The organism is Burkholderia sp. RF7-non_BP4 (genome assembly GCF_001521935.1).
Lineage (GTDB): Bacteria > Pseudomonadota > Gammaproteobacteria > Burkholderiales > Burkholderiaceae > Burkholderia > Burkholderia diffusa.
Map to the genome: position 1 here is coordinate 134,093 of NZ_LOTA01000010.1, position 22,129 is coordinate 156,221.

A 22,129-nucleotide genomic window follows, 5' to 3' on the forward strand; every position below is an offset into this window, starting at 1 on the left:
CGTCAGCGCGCGTTGGCGACCGTCACCTTGCCGGGAATCAGCTTCAGCGCGCTGAACGCGTCGGCGATGCTCTGCTGATACGCGAGCGTCGCATCGGTGACGGGCTGCACGCCGTAGCCGGCGCGCTTGAGCGCGACTTCGAGCGTCGGCGCGTCGAGGCCGACGAGCGGCGACAGTTGCGCGGCGACTTCCGGAACGTGGTCGCGTCCCCAGCGATCGACCGCGTCGACTTCGTCGAGCAGCGTGCGCAGCACCTGCGGCTGCGCGGCGGCATATTTGCGCGCGGCGAGGTAGTACTGCGTGTTGCGCACGAGCCCGTCGCCGTCCGCGATCACGCGTGCGCCGAGCTGCCGTTCGGCGGCCGCCAGATACGGATCCCAGATCACCCACGCGTCGACGCTGCGCTGCACGAATGCGGCGCGCGCGTCGGCGGGCGTCAAATAGATCGGCTGGATGTCGGCATACGTGAGGCCCGCATGTTCCAGCGCCTTCACGAGCAGATAGTGGACGTTCGAACCCTTGTTGAACGCGACCTTCTTGCCGCGCAACTGCGCGACGGTGCGGATCGGGGAATCGGGCAGCACGACGATCGCCTCCCCGTGCGGCGCGGGCGGTTCGTTGCCGAGATAGACGAAATCGACGCCCGCGGCCTGCGCGAAGATCGGCGGCGTCTCGCCGACCGTGCCGACGTCGATCGCGCCCGCGTTCAGCCCCTCGAGCAATTGCGGGCCGGCCGGAAACTCGAGCCACTGGACCGTCACGCCCTGGCTCGCGAGCCGCTTCTCGAGCGTGCCGCGCGCCTTGAGCACGACGAAGTTGCCGTATTTCTGGAAGCCGACGCGCAGCCGCTTCTCGCTGCCCTGCGCCAGTGCGGGCATGCCCGCGAGCGGGCCGAGCGCGAGCCCGGCCAGTCCGGCGGCCGCGCCGTGCAGCCACTGGCGGCGGCGCGGATTTGCCGGGGTCGTTTCAAGGTCTGCGTGTGATTCGTCGTTCATCGAGGCGTCCTGCGGGCGGGTTCACGGGTCGCGCGCGCTTGCGGCGCGATCGGCACGGGACGCAGCCGGATGCGCAAGCTGCGCGCGGCCGGCCCGCGCCGGATGCACGACGATACGGCCGCGCGAATCGGCGGCCAACCAATGAATCCGCATATGCAAATCAGCGGCCGGACGATACGTGAACGACGGGCCGGCTGGCGCCGCCTCACTCAATCGGTGCCGAGCGGGCTTTCCTCGATCGAGTCGACGCGATCCGGGTAAAACGCGAGGTGCGCGCGAATCGATTCGACGGCCGGGTTCGGATGCTCGTACGTCCACACCGCGTTGGTCGCGCGTTCGCCGCCGGCGGGAATCGAGTAATACGCGCAATCGCCCTTGTACGGGCAGTACGTCGCATGGTCGGTGCGTTGCAGCAGCGCCATGTCGGCGTCCTCGCGCGGAACGTACAGCACGGCCGGATAGCTGGCCTCGCGCAGCGCCAGCGCGTGGCGCGTATCGGCGACGACCTTGCCGGCCACCTTGACCACCACGCGGGACGGATGCGGTTCGATCGTGATCGGATGATCGGGGCCCGGCGACTTCACGGGACGAGAGGGCGTATCGGGGCTGATCGACATCGTGGGTCCTCCAGGAAGGGGCAGCGCGCCGGCAGGCGCGCCGCGCCGCAACGTGCGCGCGGGCGAATGCGCGCGCGCCGGTGCCGGCGTTGACCAACCGATACGATGCGCCAATTCCGGAGACTCTGCAGGGGGCCGGAAGGCGAGCCGCGAATGGCGTCGCTGCATGGCGCGAAGCGGCGGCGCGTGGCAGCCGGAATTCTCCTGCATGCCCGACGCTCGCGCGGAGATTTTCATGCAGCGGCAGCGCGATGCATCCGCCGCGATAAGCAACGCGGAATTAATTGGTAAGCGATCGGCGGGCGGCGCGCGAAGATCGGCGGTCGTCATTCGCATGAAGTCCTTTCTCGACCGCCACCATGAAGATTCCATTCGTTTCGTTCTCGGCGCATCGCGCGCGGCCCGCATCCGTTACCGTTGCGGCGCTGCGCGGCATGGCCGCGTCGCTGCTGCTCGCCGGCGCGGTCGCGCACGCGTTCGCGGCGCCGGCCGGCAAGACGCTCGTGTTCTGCAGCGAAGGCAGCCCGGCCGGTTTCGACCCCGGCCAGCACACGACCAGCACCGATTTCGACGCGAGCACGTACACGATCTACAACGGGCTCGTGCAGTTCAAACGCGGCACGCTCGATCTCGCGCCGTCGCTCGCGACGAGCTGGGACGTGTCGTCCGACCAGCGCGTCTACACGTTTCACCTGCGGCGCGGCGTGAAGTTCCAGACGACCGCGTGGTTCAAGCCGACGCGGCCGTTCCAGGCGGACGACGTCGTGTTCACGTTCCGCCGGATGCTCGACCCCGACGATCCGTTCCGCAAGGCCTATCCGGTCAGCTTCCCGTACTTCAGCGATCTCGGATTCGACCGCAACATCGAGCGCATCGAGAAAGTCGACGACGACACGGTGCGCTTCGTGCTGAAGTCGCCCGACGTCGTGTTCGTGCGCAATCTCGCGATGGCGTTCGCGTCGATCCTGTCGGCCGAATACGCGGCGCAGTTGACGGCGAGCCATCGCGAGGCCGACATCAACCAGTTCCCGGTCGGCACGGGACCGTTCCAGCTGCGCGCGTACCAGAAGGACGCGACGATCCGTTACGACGCGAACCCCGACTACTGGAAGCCGGACGACGTGAAGCTCGCGCATCTCGTGTTCGCGATCACGCCCGATCCGGCCGTGCGCCTGCAGAAGCTCACGGCGGGCGAGTGCCAGGTGTCGGTGTTTCCGCGACCGGCCGATCTCGAGACGGTGCGGCGCGATCCGAAGCTGACGCTGTTTTCGGGGACGGGCTTCAACGTCGGCTTCGTCGCGTACAACACGCAGCATCCGCCGCTCGATCGCGTCGACGTGCGGCGCGCGCTCGACATCGCGATCGACAAGGCGGCGATCATCAAGACCGTGTTCAACGGCGACGCGACGATCGCGACGAACCCGATGCCGCCCGCGCAATGGTCGTACAACCCGCGCCTGAAGGACGCGCCGCGCGATCCGGCCGCGGCGAAGGCGCTGCTCGCGCAAGCGGGATTCCCGAACGGTTTCGACCTGACGTTGTGGGCGATGCCGGTGCAGCGCCCGTACAACCCGAACGCGCAGCTGATGGCGCAACTGATCCAGCAGGACTGGGCGAGGATCGGCGTGCGCGCGAAGATCGTCAGCTACGAGTGGGGCGAGTACAACCGTCGCGCGAAACACGACGGGCAGCACGACGCGATCCTGTACGGCTGGTCGGGCGACAACGGCGATCCCGACAACTGGCTCGGCACGTTGCTCGGCTGCGACGCCGTGCACGGCAGCAACCTCGCGAAATGGTGCAACGCGGATTTTGAGCGGCTCGTCGATGCGGCGCGCACGAACGCGGACGTCGCGAAACGCACGTCGCTTTACGAGCAGGCCCAGGTCGTATTCAAGAGTCAGGTGCCGTTCACGCCGATCGCGACATCGATCGTGTCGCTGCCGCTCTCGAAGCGCGTGCACGGGGTGACGTTCTCGCCGCTCGGCGGGCACCGGTTCGACGGCGTCTCGCTGGATTGAGGAAGGCAGGCCGGCGCGCGTGCGCCGGCCGTCGACGCGACGGTCAGTTCAGTGCGACCGCGGCCGCTGCTTCGACCGGCGAGCCTTCGAGCGCGCCGGATGGCCGGCCGTCGGGGCCGACCGGCACGTCGCCGACGAGCGTCGTGCGATAGAGCTGGCGATCGAAGTCGAGATCGAAGATGTCGACCGGCGCGAGATGCGCGGTCGAGCGGTTGTCCCAGAACGCGATGCTGCGTGGCTCCCACTTGAAGCGGATCGTGAATTCCGGCCGCGTCACGTGTTCCCACAGCAGTTCGAGCAACGCCTGGCTTTCGCGCGGCGTCAGCCCGACGATCGACTTCAGGAAACTCGGGCTCACGTACAGCGCACGTTCGCCGGTCTCCGGGTGCACGCGCACCAGCGGATGCTCGGTCACGAGCGGGCGGCGCTCGACGGCTTCATCGAATGCGCCGGTCGCGCGCGCACCGGCCGGCGGCGTGAAGCGGTGGATGCCGCGCAAGCCGTCGACGAAGCCGCGCAGCGGCGCCGACAGCGTCTCGTACGCACGCACGAGGTTGGTCCAGTGCGTGTCGCCGCCGTACGGCGGAATCGTCACGCCGCGCAGGATCGACGCCCACGGCGGATTGACCGCGGCCGTCACGTCGGTGTGCCAGCCTGTCCATGGCCGGCGCACCGGCTCGCCTTCGAAACGCGTCGCCTTGCGATGCTTCGCGATCGAATAGACGGCCGGGTGACCGTCGACGTGCCCGAACACCGGATGGCCGACGGTCGGCTCGCCGAACTGCGCGGAGAACGCGACATGCTGCTCGTGCGTGAGGAACTGCTCACGGAAGAAGATCACGCGCCATTTCAGCAGCGCGGCGCGAATCGCGGCGATCTGCGGCGTGGTCAACGGCTGGGTGAGGTCGATGCCGCGAATCTCCGCGCCGATGTGGGCGGACAGCGGGATCACGTCGACCGGCTGGGCGGCGGGTTCGGGTAGGGCGCTCATGCGACGCTCCTGGCGGAAGTGAACGGGGTGGACGGCCGGCGACATCGTTGCGCATGCAAGCGTCGGCCCGGTGGCGGGAACGTCATGGTCGGATCCTCCGGTCGGCAATGCGGGAGTGCGGAAAGGGGGCGGCACGGCGGCGGCCGAAGTCGCCGCCGCGCGCGGCGAACGTCATTGCAGCGTCGCGCCGGGCCCCTTCAGCACGACGCTGCGGCGGCCGTCGACGCCGACCGGCACGTCGCCGTGAACGGTCGCGCGCCGCACGACGCGGTGCGCATCGCCGTAATCGTTGATCGCATAGTGCTGCGTCGCGCGGTTGTCCCAGATCGCGACGTCGCCTTGCTGCCAGTTCCAGCGCACGGTGTTCTCGAGGCGCGTCACGTGTTCGTGCAGCACCTGCAGCAGATGCGCGGAATCCTGCGACGACAGCCCCTTGATCTTCTGCACGAAGTGCCCGAGCACGAGCGTGCGTTCGCCGGTCTCCGGATGCACGCGCACGACCGGGTGTTCGGTCTCGTAGACGGTCGACGTGAACACTTCGCGGTAGCGCTTCAGTTGCGTGTCGTCGGCATGCACGTGCGTCGACGCGTAGTCGTAAGCGTTCGTATGCACTGCCGACAGCGTGTCGGCGAGCGCGCGCAGCGATTCGGGCAGATGCGTGTACGCGGCGGCCGTGTTGGCCCACACCGTGTCGCCGCCGAACGGCGGGATCACGACCGCGCGCAGGATCGACACCTTCGGATACGCGTCGACGAAGGTCACGTCGGTGTGCCACGAATTGGCGCGCGCGCCGTGGGCGGAATCGAGTTCGAGCAGGTGCGCGCTGCCGTCGACGGACGGCACGGTCGGGTGCGCGACGATCTCGCCGAAGCGGCGCGCGAAGGCTTCCTGAGCCGTGTCGTCGAGATGGCCCTGGTTGCGGAAGAACAGCACCTTGTGGCGCAGCAGCGCGGCCTGGATTGCGTCGAACGTCGCGTCGTCGAGCGTGCCCGACAGCCGGACCCCGGCGATCTCGGCGCCGATCCGGCCGGCGACCTGGCGAACCTGAAGCGGGACGGCGGCCGTGCGCGGTGCGGCGGCGTGCGAAGCATGCGATGACGGGTGAGCGGCGTGCTGGACTTCGGACATCGGGAGTCTCCTGGATCGGATCGGTCGAGTCTCCATTCAAGCAGGGACCGCGCGGAACCGGAACCGATGAATCGTCACATCCTTAGCGCGCGCCGCGATGATCGATATGTGTCGTCATGCTGAGCAATTCGGGCACGGTGTCGGGTCATGCGGCGCGACCGTGTCACCACGCGAGCCGCCATTCGCCGATCCGGTGCGCATCGGGCGCATCGACGCGCTTTGCCCGGCTGCCACCGCCACCGCCGCCACCGCCGCCACCCGGCGGTGCACGATCGTCGAAATCGGCGAGCACCGTATCGCGCAGCCGCGCGAATTCCGGCGAATCGCGTCGGCGCGGCCGCGGCAGCGCGACGTCGACGATGCGCTCGATGCGCCCGGGGCGCGGCGCCATCGTGACGACGCGATCGCCGAGATAGACGGCTTCGTCGACGTCGTGCGTGACGAGCACCATCGTGATGCGTTCCTGCTCCCAGATGCGCAGCAGCTCGTTCTGCATGCGTGCGCGCGTCTGTGCATCGAGTGCGCCGAACGGCTCGTCGAGCAGCAGCACGCGCGGCCGGTTGACGAGGCCGCGTGCGATCGCGACGCGCTGCGCCATCCCGCCCGACAACTGGTTCGGGTACGCATGCTCGAAGCCGTTCAGCCCGACGAGCGCGATGTGCTCGGCCACTGCGCGTCGCTTGCTCGCGGCGTCGAGCGGTGCATTGCGCAGCGCGGCCTCGACGTTCTGCGCGACCGTCAGCCACGGGAACAGCCGGTGATCCTGGAACACGATCCCGCGCTGCAGCGACGTGTCGCGCACCGGTTCGTCCCCGGCGCGGATTTCGCCCGCGTAATCGGTGTCGAGCCCGGCGATCAGCCGCAGCAACGTCGACTTGCCGCAGCCGCTCGCGCCGACGATCGTGACGAATTCGCCGGCACGCACGTGCAGCGACACGTCGTCGAGCACGGCAAGCGTCGCGCCGCGTTGCGCATAGCGTTTGCTCACGTGGAGGATATCGAGCGAATCGGAAGCGAGGTTCGTCATGGCGGAGCAGGAAGCGACAGGTAGAAGGAGGGCGATCAGCGGCGCAGGTCGCCGCGCCGGGCCAGCACCTTGCGTTCGACCGCACGCGCGATCGCGTTCAGCGCCCAGCCGGTCACGCCGACGACGATGATTCCGAACAGCACGAGGTCCATCCGGAACTGCTCGCTGCCGTCGATCAGCGTGTTGCCGATCCCGCTGCCCGCGACGAGCAGGTACTCGGCGCCGAGCGTCGCGAGCCACGAGTAGATGAGGCCAAGATACAGCCCGGTGAAGATCGACGGCAGCGCGGCGGGCAGGAGCACGTAACGCACCAGCTGAAGCCGCGAATAGCGCAGCGCGCGGGCCACGTCGACATACGCGCGCGGCACCGCATGAATGCCGTCGCACGTATGCGTGGCGACCGGCAGAAGCGCGGCGAGTGACAGGAACACGACCTTGGCGGCGTCGCCGAGGCCGAACCAGACGGAAATCAGCGGAATCCACGCGAACAGCGAGATCTGCTTGAACGTGTCGAAGCTCGGGCCGACCACCCGCGCAGCGATGCGCGACAGGCCGAGCGCGGCGCCGAGCAGCAGGCCGCCGGTCGCGCCGATCGCGAAGCCGCACGCTTCGCGCGCGAGCGAAGCCGACAGCGCGCGCGCCAGCGCACCGCTGGTCGTCTGGGTCCACGCCGTGTGCAGCACGTCGGTGGGGCCGACCAGCAGCCCGCTTTTGACGAGATGCGCGGACGATACGGCCCACCAGAGCGCGAACGCGCCGAGTGGCAGGACGAAACCGCGCCAGTCGGGCACGGGAAAGCGCCGGGCGGTCGAGACGGCGGGCGACGAGGCGTCGGGTATCGACGTGGCGGCGGGCGGCATGAGCGGCATCCTTGAATCGGGTTCAGCCGCGGAACGCGGACGGCACGCCACGGCGCAGCCGTGCTTCGAGCGCGTCGAGCAGCCGGTTGATTGCGAGGCCGACCGCGCCGACGACGATCACCGCCGCCATCACGAGATCGAGCTGGAACAGCTGGCGCCCGTACACGATCAGGTAGCCGAGCCCTTCGGACGATGCGACGAGTTCGACGACGACGAGCGCGAGCCAGGATTTCGTGAAGGCGAGCCGTACACCGGTCGCGAGCGTCGGGATCGCGGCGGGCAGCACGACGTGGGCGATGCGCTGGCGGCGCGTATAGCCGAACACGCGCGCGACTTCATCGAGCGCAGGCGGCGTCTGACGGAAACCCTGCAGCGTGCTCATCGTCACCGGGACGAGTGCCGCATGCGCGATCAGCAGGTACTTCAGCGGCTCGCCGACGCCGACGAGCAGCAGCAGGAACGGCAGCCAGCCGAGCACGGGAATCTGCACGAGCGCGTTGAAGCCGGGCAGCACGTAGGCTTCCAGCGTGCGCGACAGGCCGAGCGCCGCACCGGTCGCGAATCCGAGCAGCGTGCCGGCCGCGAAGCCGACCAGCACGCGCTGCAGGCTGATCAGCGTATGGCGCGCGAGATCGCCGCTGGCGGCGAGTTCCGCGAGCGAGTCGGCGACCTGTTCGGGCGGCGGCAGGATCTGCGGCGCGATCCAGCCGCGCGCGCTGCCGACGGTCCACAGCGCGAACAGCAGTGCGGGCAGCGCCCACGGCGCGAGCCGCCACGCCACGCGCTTCACGGCTGCCGCGCGGGGCTGCGCCGCGAGCGCAGGCGGGTCGGACGACGGAATCGGGATCGCGGTGTCGCTCATCGGGGCCGGTCCGGGTCAGGAGAGGGGCTTGCCGGACGCGTCGTAGCGCGGCCAGTAGTGCTCGAGGTGCTGCGCGCGCAACGCGTTGTCGAGATACTTCGGTTCGAACCAGCCGTCGACGTCGACCGGCTGGCGGATCAGTTTCAGCTTCAGCGCGTCCTGCGCGACGGCCTTGTAGCGCGCGACGAGGAACGGATCGATCAGTGGCGACAGGCGGTCCTTCAGGCGCTGGTTCGCAAAGTCGGCCTGCCACGATGTATACGGCACGCCGCTTTTCGCCCACAGCTTGAACAACGCGTCGCGGTTCGCTTCATCGGATGACCATTGCGCGCCCTTGACCAGCGCGTCGACGACACGCTGCACGATGTCCGGATGCGCGCGCTCGAAGTCGTCGAGCACGAGCAGGTGGGTCTGACGCGTGAACTGCGGGCCGTCGTTCTGCGATTCGTAGATGATCTTCGCAAGGCCCGCGTCGCGCAGTTTGTACAACTGATAGTCGCCGACCGATGCGTCGATGCCCTTCGACGCGAGCGCGGCAAGCGAACTCGCCGAATCGAGGTTGATCACGCGCAGGTCGCGTTCGCCGAGGCCGTTCTTCGCGAGCGCATTGTCGGCGACGAGCTGCAGGTTCGTGCCGCGGAAGATCGACACGCGGCGGTCCTTCAGGTCGGCGATCGAGCGGATCGCGGAGTCCGGCGGCACCGCGATCTTCACGCCCGAGCGCACGCTCGCGGCGAGCAGCAGGCGCGTCCTGATTCCGTTCGAGCGTGCGAGCACCGCCGGCAGGTCGCCCTGGTAGGCAAAGTCGAGCGCCTTGTTGGCGATCGCCTCGTTGACGGCCGGGCCGGCGCCCTTGAAGAACAGCCACTGCACCTTGATGCCGTCGGTCGCGAACTCCTTTTCGACCAGTTGCTGCAATTGCGCGGTGGCCGCGCTCGACCCGCCGAAGGTCGGCGGATCGCCGGTGCCCTGCTGGGCGACGCCGATGCGGATGGTGGCGGGCTTGTCGGCGTGCGCGGCGACAGCGGGGAACGCGACGAGGGACGCGATCAGCAACGATCGCAGCAGGCGCAGCGGAGACGGGAATCGGTCGATCATGGCGCGTCGGATGGCGAGGAGTGGAAATCGGGCCGGAGGGCGTCGAACCATTCTGGAGGAGGCCGCCGGCGCGGGACAAGCAACGATTTGAACTATGCTTATCGCCGCGTTTCCGGTTGGCAAATCACGCGTGGCGCCAATTGGAAATGTCGAATCGCGCGAGCGCGGAGCGCCGATCCCGCAGCCGATCGATGGTGTGCAATATTTTCCGGATCGCGCTGGCATGCACGAAAGGATTGCCGGGCAACGCACGCGAGAGTGTGTTCTGAATTCGTCAATGCGAAGCGTGCGGCATATCGAAAAACTGAATAAAAAACCATCGAATTGAACGCCGGCGGCAATGATGCGGCCGGGCATTAACATTCTTACTTCGAGCCATGACAGGCCTGCCGCGCCACGCTGGAAAAGCGGTAAATGACGTGCGCGTATTTCATCGCTGAAGCGCTCCGCGCATAAATGCATTCCGACGCCAAATCATTTGAATTCGCCCAAAAAATTGTCTATACCCTAGACGAATTGGCGTAATCCGCATCGTGTCAATGCGGCTCGCCACAAACGCGCGAATGTAGCGGGGAATGCCGTCGCCGCACGCCACGCGTTGCAGCGATCGAATGGATTCCGGGGAATGCGCACGGTCCGATGCCGGGGCCGCCGCATGGGTCACGAATGAGCGAACGCCGTGCGCACCACCCCGTGCAACACCGCGTCATTACATTCAACGGTCGATCACCGACCCCGCCACACGGAGGTTGTCATGCTGCAATACGTCAAGACCTTGCTGCGCGATGAACGTGGTGTCAGCTCGCTCGAATATGCGGTTTTGGCCGGCATCGTCGTGGTCGCGCTGGCGGCGGTCGGGGTGATTCTCAGCAGCACGTCCGGCGGCTTGCCGGCCGTGTTCACCGCGCTGATCAACAAGGTCACGGCGTTGATCTGATCTCCTGAACCCGCGCGCCGTCGGCGGACACACGGATCCGCAGCGGTACGACGTATCCAGCCGGGGCGCGCCGACGGACGGCTCTCCGATGCTCTTTCTCGCACAGTCGGCGGCGACGCTCGTGCTGGTGTCGCTCGCGACCCAGGACCTGCGCGAGCGGCGCTTGTCCAATCGCGCCGTGCTGGCGTTCGCGATGCTGTATTTCGTCGCGGCGGCACTCGCGCGCGACGGGCTCGCGCAACTCACCGGTCACGTGGCGACCGCCGCGGCGATGCTGCTGCTGTTCGCCGGCTTGCGTCACGCGGGCTGGGTGGGCGGCGGCGACGTGAAGCTGGCGGCGGCGGTGTTCCTGTGGGCCGGCCCGACGCTCGCGTTCCCGGTGCTGACGCTCGTCGCCGCGAGCGGCGCCCTGTACGGCGTCGCCGCGCTCGCGGCCGTTGCATGGCGGCGTCACACCGCGCCGGCACGTGTGATCGCGCCGCGCGGCGTGCCGTACGGCATCGCGCTCGCGCTTGGCGGCATGCTGGCCGTCTGGGCGCCGTTTCCTCACGCGGTTTCGCTTGCCTAGCCGGGGGACGCACGCCGCCATGCCCAAACCCCTGAGAATGGCCGTGCTGATCATCGCTGCCGCGATCGGCGCGTTCATCCTGCGTCAGCTGTACGTCTCCGCGTCGACGCCTTCCGCGCCCGGCGAAGCGGCCGAGGTGAGCGTGCGCGTCGCGGCGGCGGACCTGCCCGAAGGGCTGCTGCTGCGCGACAACGATCTCGCGTGGAAGCGCATGCCGCGCACGCAAGTGCCGGCCGGCGCGTTCGTCGAGTCGCAACCGGGCGCGGACCTGAAGGGCGCGCTGCTGCGCAATCGTGTCGACGCCGGTGCGCCGATCCGCGCGGACAACGTGATTGCGGCCGGCGCGCCGGATTTTCTCGCGGCCGCGCTGCAGCCCGGCATGCGCGCGATCTCGGTGCCGGTCGACGACGTGTCGGGCAACGCGGGGCTGATCCAGCCGGGCGACTTCGTCGACGTGGTGCTCACGCAGGAGATCGGCGGGTCCGCGACGACGCCCGGCACGTTCGAAGCGGAGACGGTCGTGCGGCGTGCGCGCGTGCTCGCGGTCGGCTCGGAATTCCAGCGTGCGAAGGCACCCGCGAGCGCGCCGGACGCGCCGGTCCGCGCGCGCACGGTCACGCTCGAGGTCGCGCCGCGCACCGCCCAGGTCGTGCTGGTCGCGACGCGCCTCGGCTCGCTGTCGCTGGCGTTGCGCAGCTTCGCGACGAGCGATCGCCGCCAGGCGGCGGGCGGCGGCGAACAGGAGCCCGATACGCCGCCGGTGTGGGCCGGCGACGTGTCGCGCGCGGCCCGTGACGCGGCGCGGGCGCCGTCCGGGAGAACGGACGGCGGCACGCGGCCGGCGGTGCAGGGCAATACGGTCGTGATTTATCGCGGCTCGTCGGTCGACGACGGGTCGCGCGGCAGCGGCATCGGCACGCCGGGCTTGCCGCCGCTGCCGTCCGGGTGGCCGGCTATGCCAGGCACGCCAGGCACGCCAGGCATGCCGGTTGCGCCGGCTGCGCCCGCGGGCGGCAACGTCGCCGCGGACGCGACGGCGCAAGCGCCGCGCGCGGCCGTGCCGCAGTGACGGCATGACGATTCGGGCCGGCCGCCCGGCGGCCGGCATTTGACGGGAAGACGCATGGTGCGCATGGTTCGTTGGATCGCTTTCTGGTGCCTAGCCTGCATCGTCGCGCCGGGCGTCGTGCTCGCGCCGCGCGCGCAGGCGGCGGACGCCGGCGCGGCGTTGTCGATCGCGACCGGCAAGGGCGAGATGCTGTCGCTGTCCGAACCCGCGACCGCGATGTTCGTCGCGGACCCGAGCATCGCGGACATCCAGGTGCCGTCGCCGCGCACCGTGTTCGTGTTCGGGAAGAAGGCGGGCACCACCACGCTGATCGCGCTCGGCGCGAACCATCGGCCGATCCTGCGCCGGACGGTGATCGTGCAGGTCGATACCGTGTCGCTGCAGGCGGTGCTCGACAGCCGCTTTCCGCAATTGAAGCTGTCGGTGTCCGGCGCGCCGGGCTCGCTGATGGTGTCGGGCAAGGTGCCGAGCGCAGCCGACGCGGACGCCGTGATGCAGTCGCTCACGCCGTATCTCAACGACAAGGAAAAGATCGTCAACCGGCTCACGCTGTCGCGCCCGATCCAGGTGAACCTGCGCGTGCGCGTGACCGAGGTGAGCCGCAACGTCACGCAGCAGCTCGGCATCAACTGGAGCTCGCTCGGCGCGGCCGGCAATTTCGTCGGCGGGCTGTTCAACGGACGCACGCTGTTCGATCCGACGACCAAGCTGTTCAATCTGTCGCCGACCGGCGCGTATTCGATACTCGGCGGTTTCCACGCGGGGCGCTGGTCGATCGACGTCGTGCTCGATGCGCTCGACCAGGAGGGCCTGATCACGATGCTCGCGGAGCCGAATCTCACCGCGATGTCCGGGCAGACCGCGAGCTTCCTCGCCGGTGGCGAAATTCCGATTCCGGTCGCGCAGGCCGGCACCACGACCGGCGCGATCACGGTCGAGTTCAAGCCGTTCGGCGTGTCGCTCGACTTCACGCCGACCGTGCTCGCCGACAACCGGATCAGCCTGAAGGTGCGGCCGGAGGTGAGCGAGGTCGATTCGAGCAACAGCGTGACGACCGGCGGCGTCACGGTGCCGGGACTCTCCGTGCGGCGCGTCGAGACGACGGTCGAGCTGTCGAGCGGGCAGAGCTTCGCGATCGGCGGCCTGCTGCAGAGCCAGACGGCCGATACCGTGTCGCAGATCCCGGGGCTCGGCCGGCTGCCGATCATCGGCCGGTTGTTTTCGTCGAAGAACTTCCAGGACAACAAGACCGAGGTCGTCGTGATCGTGACGCCGTACATCGTGCAGCCGACCGGCCCCGGCCAGCTCGAGCAGGCGCTCGACACCGTCGCGCGGCCGAGCAGCGATCTCGAGTTCGCGATCCAGCGTAATCTCGGGATCGACATGCTGTCGGGCGACACGCCGCGTCTCGTCGGCGCCGCGGGCTTCGTGTACTGACCGGAGGAGCGCGCATGCGAATTCGAACCATCGTCTCCGTCCTGTTGCCGCCGGCGCTGGCGGGTTGCCTGTCGGCGCCGCCGCCGATCAACCTGCCCGATGCGCGCGCGATCGGCTTCGACGGCGTGCACGCGGTGCCGCCCGACTGCGCGAAGCTGATGCAGCCGTCGCATCTCGTCGATGCCGGGTTCGGGCGGCCCGGCGTGCCGTTCGGCTGCGCGACCTACACGAATCTCGCGACGATGCTCGCGCGCCCGGAGGATCTCGTCGCGCCCGTGCCGTATGGCGGCGCGGACGCGCAAGTCGCGGCCGACGCCGTGCGTCGCTACGTCGAGGATCGCGTGAAGCAGCCCGCACCCGGCAAGACGTTGACGACGACCGGCTCGCCCGGCCATTGACCCACTCCCGATGCGAAGCGCGATGCCGCCCATGAACGTCCTCGACCGCCAGAATGCCAAGCACGCCGCCGCAGCCGGAGCGGCGGACCTCGTCGCGGTCGTGTCCGACGCCGGCAGCGAGGACGTGATCCGGCGCGTCGCGCAGGATCTGTCGATCACGCGCGCCCATGTGCAGCCGGGCAATTGCGACGACGCGATCCGGCTGTTGCAGCAGCATGAACGCTCGCCGCGCCAGCTGATCGTCGACGTGTCGGATTCGGTGCTGCCGGTATCGGACCTGATGCGGCTCGCCGACGTGTGCGATCCGTCGGTGAGGGTCATCGCGATCGGCACGCAGAACGACGTCGGGCTGTTCCGCAACCTGCTCGGCATCGGCGTGCAGGACTACATCGTGAAGCCGCTGACCGTCGAGTTGATGCGGCGCGCGCTGACCGCGACGGAATCGGTCGTGCAGGCGCGCACCGGCAAGATCGTCGCTTTCGTCGGCGCGCGCGGCGGGGTGGGCACGACCACGATCGCGGTGAGTCTCGCGCGCTGCCTGGCGGGCGAGAAGCGCCGCCGCGTCTCGTACGTCGACCTCAACCTGCATGGCGGCGGCGCGAACTCGATGTTCGGGCTGTCGAGCAACAACGGGCTGATCGAATTGCTGAACATGGAGCAGCGCCCCGACGACGCGTTGTTCGACCGCATGTTCGTCACGAAGGGCGACCGCCTGCACGTGCTGTCGGCCGAACTGGCGTACGGCGAGGAAGCGTCGTTGCGCGACGATGCGGTCGCGTTGCTCGTCGACATGCTCAAGGACCGCTTCCACTACGTGCTGTTCGACGTGGGCACCCGCGTCGGCAAGCTGTTCGAGGACGCGCTGGCGGTGTCCGATCTCGTCTATATCGTCGCCGACCGTTCGGTGCACGCCGCGTACGAAGCCGCGCGGCTTGCGCGCTTCGTGAAGGAGCTGCCCGGCGAGCGGCTGCTGTCGATGATGCTGAACAACCCGCTCGAACCGGTCAAGGGGCGCGTCGCGCAGACCGACTTCGAGGACGCATTCGGCGGCGTGAGGCTGCGCGTGCTGCCGCACGAGCCGCAGCCGCTCGCGGTCGCCGAGAACCTCGGCGAGCCGATCGAGCGCGCGAAACGTCACGGCTTCCTGGACGAGATCCGGCTGCTCGCGAACGGCATCACCGGCGAATCGATGGCCGTCGCCGAGCCGTGGTACGCGCGCTTCGTCAAATGGAGGAAGGGATCGTGACGTTCGGTACCCGCAAGCAGTCGACGCCGGACCCCGCGCCCGCAGGGGCGCCCGCCGCGCCGCGCGACGGCGCGCCCGGGCCGGGCCCGGGCGCGGGTCCGGCCGCGAGCCCGGCGCCCGCGTCCGCGCGCGCGCTGGCGTCGGCCGATACCCAGGAGGCGCTCATTCGCTCCGGCAAGTTCGATGCGATTCGCACCGCGGTGTTTTCGTCGATGAACATGTCGGCGGCGCTGATGAAGACGCGCGACGAAGTGCGTGCGGGCATCGAGCAGGTGGCCGCGCACACCGTCGAGCGCGAACGTCTGAAGATCACGACGGGCGAGCAGGTGCTGATCGTCGATGCGATCCTGAACGACATGTTCGGCGTCGGGCCGATCGAGCCGCTGCTCGCCGACGACACCGTCTCCGACATTCTCGTGAACGGCCCCGATCAGGTGTACGTCGAGCGCGCGGGCCGGCTCGAACTCACGCCGCTGAAGTTTCGCGACAACGCGCACGTGACGAGCGTCGCGCAGCGGATCGCGGCGGCGGTGGGGCGTCGCGTCGACGAAAGTAGCCCGATGGTCGACGCGCGTCTCGCCGACGGCAGCCGCGTGAACGTGGTCCTGCCGCCGATCGCGATGCGCGGCGCGTCGATCTCCATCCGCAAGTTCGCGAAGCGCGACATCACGCTCGCGCGCATGGCGCACCAGGGCAATATCTCGCACGGGATGCTTCAGGTGCTGAAGATCGCGTGCGCATGCCGGCTGAACATCGTGATCTCGGGCGGTACGGGTTCGGGCAAGACGACGCTGCTCAACGCGCTGTCGCAACATATCGAGGAGCACGAACGAATCGTGACGATCGAGGACGCCGCCGAGCTGCAACTGCTGCAGCCGCACGTCGTCAGTCTCGAGACGCGGCCGGAGAATACGGAAGGGCTCGGCGGGATTTCGCAGCGCGACCTCGTGCGCAATGCGCTGCGGATGCGGCCCGACCGCATCATCCTCGGCGAAATCCGCGGCGCGGAGGCGTTCGACGTGCTGCAGGCGATGAATACGGGGCACGACGGCTCGATGACGACGATCCATGCGAACTCGCCGCGCGACGCGATCAGCCGGCTCGAAAGCATGGTCATGATGGCGAACGCGAACCTGCAGCTGCTGTCGATCCGGCGCCAGATCGCGAGCGCCGTGCACCTGTTCGTGCAGGTCGAGCGGATGCGCGACGGCGTGCGCCGCGTGACCCGCATCACCGAAATCGTCGGGATGGAGGGCGAGGTGGTGATCACGCAGGATCTCTTCGCGTTCCGCCAGGAAGGCGACACGACGCGGGACGTGGTGAAGGGCGTGTTCGAGGCGTCGTCGCTGCGGCCGGCGTTCGCACCGCGCGCCGCGTATTACGGCGTCGAGGACGCGCTGTCCGAGGTATTCCGGCAATGAGCGCCGCGGACCTGTTCGCGCTCGGCGCATTCGTCGTGATCCTCGCGGTGGGCCTCGCGCTGTCCGCGCTGCTCGATCGTGCGCGCCACACGCCGGAGCAGCGGATTCGCGCGCGGATGCGGCACCTTGCGCCGTCGCTGGCGGGCCGGGAGGCCGGTGCGGCCGCGGCGCCCGGCATCGCGCTGTTCAACCTGCCGCGCCGGCAAAGCCGCGCGCGCGCGTGGCTGCAGCGTTACGTGACGCGCGTGCGGGCGGTCGGCGGCGAACGCGGGATGCGGATCGTCGTCGCCGGCACGCTCGCCGGCGCGATCGCCGCGATCGCCGTGGTGGAGCTCGTCGCGCTGCCGAGCGTACTTCATCCGCTGATCTACGTCGGGTTGCCGCTCGTGGCGATGCGCGCCAGTTACCGCGCGCTGGTCGAGCGTTTCCGGCTGCGCTTTCTTGAAGCGTTCCCGGACGCGATCGACCTGATCGTGCGGGCGGTGCGCGCGGGCATTCCGGTCACGCAGGCGATCAGCACGGTGGGCGACAGCGCGGCGGAGCCGGTGCGCTCGACGTTTCGCACGATGGGCGACAGCCTGCGCGTCGGCGCGGATCTGAAGGACGTGCTGACGCTCGCGGCGGACCGGCTGATGATCGCGGACTTCTCGTTCTTCACCGTCTACCTGCTGCTGCAGCGCGAGACGGGCGGCAGCCTCGGCGAGACGCTCGACGAGCTGTCGAGCATCATTCGCACGCGCCGCGACATCCGCCTGAAGACGCGCGCGTTGACCGCCGAAGGGCGGATCACGACGAAGATCATTTCGGCGGTGCCGTTCGTGATGATCGGTGCGCTGTTCCTCGTGAACCGCGCGTACGTGATGCTGCTGTTCGACACGCATCCCGGACGCGTGATGCTGACGATCGCCGCGGCGCTGCTGACAATCGGACTGCTTATGATCCGCAAGATCTCGAAACTGGATACCGCGCGATGACGATGTCGATGCTGGCCGCCCGCGGCCTCGAACTGTTGTTGCTGCTCGCATGCGTCGCGGCGGCGCTCGCGCCGCCCGGCGGCGGCACGCGCCGGCGGATCGCGGAGCGAGTGCAGCAGGCGGCCGGGCAGCGCCCGCTGTCGCTGGCGTCGGGGCGGCTGCAGCCGGGCGAGGTGCGTCAGGACCTGACGCGGCGGCTTGCGCAGCTCGGCGAGCGGCTGCCCGTGCTCGACCCGATGCAGCGCGCGAAGCTCGGGCTGCAGCTCACGCGCGCGGGTTTTCGCGAGCGGCGTGCGGTGTCGTCGATGATCGGCATCAAGCTGAGTTGCGGCGTGCTGTTCGCGGGCGTCGCGATCGTGTTCAGCCCGTACATTCCGCGCTTCGGCGAATACTTCGTGATCCGGGCGCTGGCGATGGTCGCCGCGTTCGTGATCGGCGTGATCGTGCCCGAATACGTGCTCGGCGCGATGATCCGCCGGCGCCGGCGCATCATCTCCGCGTGCTTTCCGGATGCGCTCGACCTGCTCGTGATCTGCACGATGGCCGGCAACAGCCTCGCATCGGGCGTGCGGCGTGTCGCGCGCGAACTCGAGCGCATTTGCCCGCCGCTCGCCGACGAGCTGAAGGTGTGCGCGGACGAGCTGACGCTGAGCGGCAACGTGGCCGAAGCGCTCACGCACTTTTCGATACGCGTCGACTTCGCGTCGGCGCGTTCGCTTGCCACGACGCTTACGCAATCGCAGCGATTCGGCACGCCGATCACGCAGGCGCTGCGGACGCTGTCGCGCAGCGAGCGGACCGAGCAGATCGTCGCGCTCGAGGAACAGGCCGCGAAGCTCGCGCCGAAGATCACGCTGCCGATGATGCTGTTCATCCTGCCGACGGTCGGCCTGATCGCGGCGGGCCCGGCGGCGATCCGCCTGCTCGAGGTATTCAAATGACACGATCCGTCCTCCGTGCGCTCGCGTTCGCGGCCGTGTTGCCGGTGCTGGCCGGCGGCTGCGCGCCGGGCATCCAGACGCGGCCGGCGCTGTCGCACAAGAGCGACGATCCGCAGGCCGAATTGCGCATTGCCGACAGCGCGCTGGCCGGCGGCAACGTCGATCTCGCGTCGACGCTGTACGAGAAGGTGCTTGCCCGGCATCCCGATTCGCTCCCGGCGCGTCTGGGGCTCGGCGACGTCAACTACCGCGCGGGCGATCTCGAGCGCGCGCGAATTCTCTACGAGCAGGCACGGCAGCAGGCGCCCGCCGAACTCGGGCCGCAGATCGGGCTTGCGCGTGTCGCGTTGCGGCAGCGTCGGCTCGACGAGGCCGCACGGCGCTACCGCGACCTGCTCGCCGCGCAGCCGAATCTTCCGCTCGCGGCCGAAGGGCTCGGCACGGTGCTCGATCTGCAGGGCCGTCACGAGGACGCGCAGGCCGTGTACCGGGATGCGCTGCGCGCGCATCCGGATGCGCAGGGGCTGCGTGTCGACCTCGGGCTGTCGCTCGTGCTGGGCAACCGGCCACGCGAGGGCGTGAACGTATTGCTCGACGTGGCCGGGCTGCCCGACGCGCCGTGGCAGGCGCGCCAGAATCTCGCGTTCGCGTATGGCGTGCTCGGCAACACCGATTCGGCGAAGAAGTTGCTGTCCGCGGATCTGCCCGCGTCGGCGGTGGCTGACAATCTGCGCGTCTACCAGGCGGTGCGCGCGCAGCTCGCGTCGCGCCCGGCGTCCGCCGCGGCGCGGCCGTCGACGGGCGCCGCGCTCGAGCCGCGCGCCGTGCCGCCCGCCGCGGAGGCCGAAAAATGACACGCGGGGCGATGGGCGCGCGCCGCGCGCGCGGCGTCGTGTCGCTCGAATTCGTGCTGATGCTGCCGTTCCTGTTGATGGTGCTGATCGGCATCATCGACACCAGCCTGCTGCTATGCGACAAGGCCGTCATCACGAACGCGAGCCGCGAGGCCGCGCGCGCCGGCGTCGTGTTGCGCGTGCCGATGCTGACCACGACGCAGATCGCCAGCGTCGCATCGAGCTACACGCAGAACAGCCTGATCACCGGCGGCGCCGCGACGACGCCGACCGTGACCGTGACGCAGGCGAACGGCACGACGTCGGGCACCGCGCTGACGGTCACGGTGACCTACACGTATTCGGGGCTGGTGCTGGGTTCGGCATTCAGCGCGCTGACCGGCCCGGTGACGATCTCGGCCAGCTCGGTGATGCTCTATGAATGATGCCGCCGACGCGCCAGGGATCGGCGCCGTGCGCGAGCGCGGTTCCGTCGCGCTGTTCTTCCTGATGTTCCTGATTCCGCTGCTGTCGTTCGGCGCGCTGGCGATCGACATCGCGTGGGTGGCCACGGTGCGCAACCAGCTGCAGAACGCCGCCGACGCGGCTGCGCTCGCGGGGGCCGACGCGATGATGTCGCCGACCGGCGGCGCGCTGAACTGGTCGCAGGCCGCGCCCGCGGCGAACGGCGTGATCGCGCAGAACGCGGCGGCAGGCGAACCGCTGGCGACCGGCACGGTGACGACCGGCTACTGGAACGTGACGCGCAGCCCCGCGTCGATGCAGCCGACCACCATCACGCCCGGCTCGTACGATGTGCCCGCGGTGCAGGTGACCGTGTCGCGCGCGCCGGGCGTGAACGGGGGGGCGATTCCGCTGCTGCTCGGCGGGCTGCTCGGCATCCCCGGCGCATCCGGCAGCGCGACCGCGATCGCGGTGCTCGCCGCGCCTGGCGGAGTCGCGGCAGGCGGGCTCTTTCCGATCGCGATCGACCAGTGCGTGTACAACCAGTACTGGAACGCGGCGACCAACCAGCCGCTGATCAATCCATTGACCGGCCTGCCGTACGAATTCTCGATCACGAACGGCCAGACCTACGGCGCGCTGTGCATGGGTGGCCAGTGGACGTCGTTCCAGTCGACCGCGACCGACACGACGACGATGGGCGGCCTGATGGTGACCGGCAACCCGACGACGCTCAACATCGGCGACAGCATCTATCTCGCGACCGGCGTGAAGGCCACGCTCTACACGTCGGTGCCGGTCGGCACGACGGTCGTGCTGCCGGTCGTCACGCAGACGGCGAGCAGCACCTACGTGCCGATCGTCGCGTTCGCGGCGTTCCACATCGATGTGTCGCTCGGCGGGACGTACAAGTACATCCAGGGGCACTTCGTCGCCGGCGTGAAGATGACCGGCGTCGCGACGGGCGTCGGGCCGTACTACGGCGTATACGTGCCGCCGCGGCTCGCGCTGTGAGCGTCGTGGCGCGCGCGGCGCAGCAGCACGAGCAGCGCGAAGAGCGTCACGGCCGGGCCGATCTGCGGCCACTGGAGCCACGGGTTCAGGTATTCGACGATCGGCAGTGCCCACATCAGCGCGATCGCGGTCTGTTCGCCGCGCAGCCAGCCGTCGCGCCAGCCGATCGACAGCATGCAGGCGATCGCGATGGCGAGCCATGTGAGTTCGTAGTGCCACAGGTACGGGGTGGCCACGAGCGTCGCGACCGTCAGCACGGCGGCGCGCACGCGGGTATCGCGCGACTGCGTCCAGGCGATGCAGGCGGCCGCGATCGCGATCGCGGCAATACCCGCATGTGCCGCATACGCGGCGCCGAGCGGCACGCCCGAGAGCCGGAACGCCGCGAACGGCGTCGGCGACGCGAGCCAGAACACGACACCGTGTTCGAGGACGATCGAGCGTACGAGGTCCGTGCCGGCCGCGAACAGGCGCAACGACTCGATGCCGCAGACCAGGACGCTCAGCGCGACGAACGTGCCGGTGGCGAGCGCAGCCCACGCGATCGTGCGCCATGCGCGTGTCGCCACCAGCACGAACGGGAACAGCAGCGCCATCTGCGGCTTGACGGACAGCAGTCCGATGCAAAGGCCCGCCCACATCGGCCGTCGCTCGGCCCAGTGGACGGCCAGCGCCGCGCACGATGCGGTCAGGAACGCGTTTTGCCCGAGCGCCCCGGTGACGAACACGCACGGCGCGACGGGCAGCGCAACGATGCCGGCGCGCCATGCACCGGGAATCACGCCGAGACGCGCCACGCGCCAGGCGGCGAGGCCCAGCGCGGCGACACCGGACGCGACGAACAGCGGATAACCGAGCGCGAAGGGGAGCAGCGCCAGCGGCGTTACGAGCAGCAGATACGTGGGCGGGTACAGCCACGGGGCGAAGGCGTCGCGACGAAGATTCGGGAACAGTTCGGCCGTCAGCCGCGAGAATACCGAGAAATCGTATGCCTGCGAGGGCGAGCCGTGCAGCATGACGTACGACGCGGACCAGAACACCGAGAAGTCGGCGCCGGCGCGCGACAGGACGCTGCCGTGCGCATGACGCACGACGGATATCCAGATCGCGACGAACAGCGCGGACAACGCCAGCATCAGCGTGCTGTACAGGATGACGCGTCGCGGTGTGAGCCACGCGACGACCGGGCGCTCCGCCGAGCGCAGCGATTGCCGGGGAATGTCCAAT

The 22,129-nt window shown here is 69.2% G+C and carries 23 protein-coding genes; 14 read left to right on the forward strand and 9 right to left on the reverse strand.

Features of this window, described 5'->3' with window-relative positions; translation table 11 throughout:
• Positions 1-2 precede the first annotated feature (2 nt).
• Together WS49_RS04435 and WS49_RS04440 are read right to left on the reverse strand one after the other, a co-directional pair.
• A complete protein-coding gene (locus WS49_RS04435) occupies positions 3-995 on the reverse strand; it encodes a sulfonate ABC transporter substrate-binding protein (RefSeq protein ID WP_059524830.1) in 993 nt (330 codons plus the stop codon).
• A 209-nt stretch (positions 996-1,204) separates the two neighbouring features.
• Positions 1,205-1,612 carry a DUF427 domain-containing protein gene (locus WS49_RS04440; RefSeq protein ID WP_059524833.1) on the reverse strand — a complete coding sequence of 136 codons (408 nt, stop codon included), beginning with the start codon at positions 1,610-1,612 and terminating at the stop codon, positions 1,205-1,207.
• Positions 1,613-1,971: 359 nt separating this feature from the next.
• Here WS49_RS04440 and WS49_RS04445 point away from each other — a divergent pair, with 359 nt between their 5' ends.
• Positions 1,972-3,633, forward strand: a complete 1,662-nt coding sequence (locus WS49_RS04445) for an ABC transporter substrate-binding protein (protein ID WP_059524834.1) — start codon at positions 1,972-1,974, stop codon at positions 3,631-3,633.
• A 43-nt stretch (positions 3,634-3,676) separates the two neighbouring features.
• Here the strand turns inward: WS49_RS04445 and WS49_RS04450 are convergent, their stop codons facing one another.
• The 6 genes from WS49_RS04450 to WS49_RS04475 all read right to left on the reverse strand — a co-directional run bounded on the left by WS49_RS04450 (position 3,677) and on the right by WS49_RS04475 (position 9,599).
• On the reverse strand, positions 3,677-4,624 hold the full coding sequence (locus WS49_RS04450; RefSeq protein ID WP_059524837.1) for a TauD/TfdA dioxygenase family protein: 948 nt from the start codon (positions 4,622-4,624) through the stop codon (positions 3,677-3,679).
• Between the two features lie 171 nt (positions 4,625-4,795).
• Positions 4,796-5,752 (reverse strand): TauD/TfdA dioxygenase family protein, encoded by a 957-nt coding sequence (locus WS49_RS04455; RefSeq protein ID WP_059524839.1) that lies wholly within the window; start codon positions 5,750-5,752, stop codon positions 4,796-4,798.
• Between the two features lie 163 nt (positions 5,753-5,915).
• Positions 5,916-6,779: an ABC transporter ATP-binding protein gene (locus WS49_RS04460; RefSeq protein WP_059524840.1), complete on the reverse strand. Its 864-nt coding sequence runs from the start codon at positions 6,777-6,779 to the stop codon at positions 5,916-5,918.
• Positions 6,780-6,814: 35 nt separating this feature from the next.
• Positions 6,815-7,639 (reverse strand): ABC transporter permease, encoded by an 825-nt coding sequence (locus tag WS49_RS04465; protein ID WP_059525653.1) that lies wholly within the window; start codon positions 7,637-7,639, stop codon positions 6,815-6,817.
• 22 nt (positions 7,640-7,661) lie between these two features.
• Entirely contained in the window at positions 7,662-8,501 is an 840-nt protein-coding gene (locus WS49_RS04470) for an ABC transporter permease (RefSeq protein ID WP_059524842.1), read from the reverse strand.
• A gap of 15 nt (positions 8,502-8,516) precedes the next feature.
• Entirely contained in the window at positions 8,517-9,599 is a 1,083-nt protein-coding gene (locus tag WS49_RS04475) for an ABC transporter substrate-binding protein (protein ID WP_059524843.1), read from the reverse strand.
• 94 nt (positions 9,600-9,693) lie between these two features.
• On the opposite strand from WS49_RS04475, the gene WS49_RS34810 reads away from it, so the two are divergent.
• From WS49_RS34810 to WS49_RS04535, 13 genes are all read left to right on the forward strand, one after another.
• Positions 9,694-9,927, forward strand: a complete 234-nt coding sequence (locus tag WS49_RS34810; RefSeq protein WP_156441342.1) for a hypothetical protein — start codon at positions 9,694-9,696, stop codon at positions 9,925-9,927.
• Positions 9,928-10,353: 426 nt separating this feature from the next.
• Complete coding sequence (locus WS49_RS04480; RefSeq protein ID WP_044843866.1) at positions 10,354-10,536, forward strand: Flp family type IVb pilin; 183 nt, start codon at positions 10,354-10,356, stop codon at positions 10,534-10,536.
• 88 nt (positions 10,537-10,624) lie between these two features.
• On the forward strand, positions 10,625-11,104 hold the full coding sequence (locus tag WS49_RS04485; RefSeq protein WP_059524845.1) for an A24 family peptidase: 480 nt from the start codon (positions 10,625-10,627) through the stop codon (positions 11,102-11,104).
• 19 nt (positions 11,105-11,123) lie between these two features.
• On the forward strand, positions 11,124-12,173 hold the full coding sequence (cpaB, locus tag WS49_RS04490; protein WP_059524847.1) for a Flp pilus assembly protein CpaB: 1,050 nt from the start codon (positions 11,124-11,126) through the stop codon (positions 12,171-12,173).
• A 54-nt stretch (positions 12,174-12,227) separates the two neighbouring features.
• Positions 12,228-13,610: a type II and III secretion system protein family protein gene (locus tag WS49_RS04495; protein ID WP_059524849.1), complete on the forward strand. Its 1,383-nt coding sequence runs from the start codon at positions 12,228-12,230 to the stop codon at positions 13,608-13,610.
• 14 nt (positions 13,611-13,624) lie between these two features.
• Positions 13,625-14,008, forward strand: coding sequence for a CpaD family pilus assembly lipoprotein (locus tag WS49_RS04500; protein ID WP_059524851.1), 384 nt, complete (start codon positions 13,625-13,627; stop codon positions 14,006-14,008).
• 22 nt (positions 14,009-14,030) lie between these two features.
• Positions 14,031-15,254, forward strand: a complete 1,224-nt coding sequence (locus WS49_RS04505) for an AAA family ATPase (protein ID WP_059525657.1) — start codon at positions 14,031-14,033, stop codon at positions 15,252-15,254.
• Positions 15,236-16,675, forward strand: a complete 1,440-nt coding sequence (locus tag WS49_RS04510) for a CpaF family protein (protein ID WP_373557184.1) — start codon at positions 15,236-15,238, stop codon at positions 16,673-16,675. The genes WS49_RS04505 and WS49_RS04510 overlap by 19 nt, the downstream gene beginning before the upstream one ends.
• Positions 16,672-17,649 (forward strand): type II secretion system F family protein, encoded by a 978-nt coding sequence (locus WS49_RS04515; RefSeq protein WP_059524852.1) that lies wholly within the window; start codon positions 16,672-16,674, stop codon positions 17,647-17,649. The genes WS49_RS04510 and WS49_RS04515 overlap by 4 nt, the downstream gene beginning before the upstream one ends.
• The gene (locus tag WS49_RS04520; protein ID WP_059524854.1) at positions 17,646-18,590 is read left to right on the forward strand and encodes a type II secretion system F family protein; all 945 of its coding nucleotides are present in this window, start codon (positions 17,646-17,648) and stop codon (positions 18,588-18,590) included. Before WS49_RS04515 ends, WS49_RS04520 begins: the two co-directional genes overlap by 4 nt.
• Positions 18,587-19,444, forward strand: a complete 858-nt coding sequence (locus WS49_RS04525; RefSeq protein ID WP_059524856.1) for a tetratricopeptide repeat protein — start codon at positions 18,587-18,589, stop codon at positions 19,442-19,444. Before WS49_RS04520 ends, WS49_RS04525 begins: the two co-directional genes overlap by 4 nt.
• Positions 19,441-19,869 (forward strand): TadE/TadG family type IV pilus assembly protein, encoded by a 429-nt coding sequence (locus WS49_RS04530; protein WP_059524857.1) that lies wholly within the window; start codon positions 19,441-19,443, stop codon positions 19,867-19,869. The genes WS49_RS04525 and WS49_RS04530 overlap by 4 nt, the downstream gene beginning before the upstream one ends.
• Positions 19,862-20,902, forward strand: a complete 1,041-nt coding sequence (locus tag WS49_RS04535; protein ID WP_059524859.1) for a TadG family pilus assembly protein — start codon at positions 19,862-19,864, stop codon at positions 20,900-20,902. Before WS49_RS04530 ends, WS49_RS04535 begins: the two co-directional genes overlap by 8 nt.
• Here WS49_RS04535 and WS49_RS04540 read toward each other — a convergent pair.
• Positions 20,866-22,128: a glycosyltransferase family 87 protein gene (locus WS49_RS04540; protein ID WP_059524861.1), complete on the reverse strand. Its 1,263-nt coding sequence runs from the start codon at positions 22,126-22,128 to the stop codon at positions 20,866-20,868. The two genes, WS49_RS04535 and WS49_RS04540, sit on opposite strands and share 37 nt — an antisense overlap.
• Position 22,129 lies beyond the last annotated feature (1 nt).